This is a genomic window from Streptomyces sp. rh34, assembly GCF_002551245.1.
GTDB lineage: Bacteria > Actinomycetota > Actinomycetes > Streptomycetales > Streptomycetaceae > Streptomyces.
Map to the genome: position 1 here is coordinate 1 of NZ_NTGZ01000533.1, position 1280 is coordinate 1280.

General features: G+C 76.0%; 2 protein-coding genes. Both read left to right on the forward strand.

Annotated features, from left to right (window positions below; all coding sequences use genetic code 11):
• On the forward strand, positions 1-1019 hold a 1019-nt coding region (locus CR470_RS37995; RefSeq protein ID WP_097872297.1), incomplete at its 5' end, for an SGNH/GDSL hydrolase family protein.
• Between the two features lie 85 nt (positions 1020-1104).
• A partial coding sequence (locus CR470_RS41415) for a twin-arginine translocation signal domain-containing protein (protein ID WP_257139070.1) occupies positions 1105-1280 on the forward strand: 176 nt, incomplete at its 3' end.

Below are 1280 nucleotides of genomic sequence, written 5' to 3' on the forward strand. Positions count from 1 at the left end.
CCTCCTGGGCCACCGCCCAGACCGCGCCGACCGCCGCCGATCCGCTGGCGTACGCCGGGCTGACCGACGGCGACTGCACGGCGGTGCTGCGGCTGTCGGCCGGTGGAGCGGTCCGGTTGCGGTACGCGAACACCTTCGGGACCGCGCCCGTGCTGGTCGGCCCGGTGACGGGGAACGACCGGCCGGTGACCTTCGCCGGGCGGGGCCAGGAGTGGCTGGCGGCGGGCGCGAGTCTGACCAGTGACCCCGTCGGGGGGTTGCGGGTCGCGGACGGGGCGCGGCTGGAGGTGCGGACGCGGGTTCCCGGCCCGACCGGTCCGCTCTCCTTCCACCGCAACACCCACGCCTGGCACACCGTCGACGGGGTGCGCACCCGGTCGGTCCTCCTGCTGACCGGGGTGGAGACCACCGGGGCGCGCGGCCCGGTGGTCGCGGTGCTCGGCGACTCCATCGCGGAGGGCGTCGGCACCCCCGACGACGCCGATCTGCGGTGGCCCGACCAGCTGGCGAGGCGGCTGCCCGGTTCGGCCGTCGCCAACCTCGGCATCAGCGGAAACCGGCTGCTGCTCGACGACGTCCGCTTCGGACCCGGCGGCCAGGCCCGCTTCGACCGCGACGTACTCGGGCTGCCGGGGCTGCGGACGGTGCTCGTGCACCTGGGAGTCAACGACCTCCAGCAGCCGCCCGGCCAGAGCGGTCCGGACCAGGTCCTGGCCGGATACCGGCAGGTGGCGCTGCGCGCCCGGGGCGCCGGGCTGCGGGTCGTGGGCGCCACCATCACCCCGTTCGAGGGGTGGACCCGCTGGTCGCCCGAGCTGGACGCGGTGCGCGGGCACATCAACCGGGCCGTGCGCACCGGGCGGATCTTCGACGCCGTGGCCGACTTCGACGCCGCACTGCGCGACCCGGACCGCCCTTCCCGGATGCTCCCCGCCCACGACAGCGGCGACGGTCTGCATCCGGGCCCTTCCGGTCACGCGGCGCTCGCCGCCGCCGTCGACCGCCGGCACCTTCTGTGAGCCGGCGTGAACCGGGATCATCCGCCGGCCGACACCTTCCGTGAGCCGACACCTTCTTGAGCCGACACCTTCCGTGAGAGGCGACATGACGAACCGAGGCACCACCCGGCGCACCGTCCTGACCGGTGCGGCCGCCCTGGGCGCGGCGGCGACGCTGCCCCTGACCATCCCCGGTCCCGCCCACGCCGCTTCCGGCACGGCTCGGACCGGGGCCGAGGACGCCGCGGCGCTGCGCACCCGTTGGCACACGCTGCTGACCGG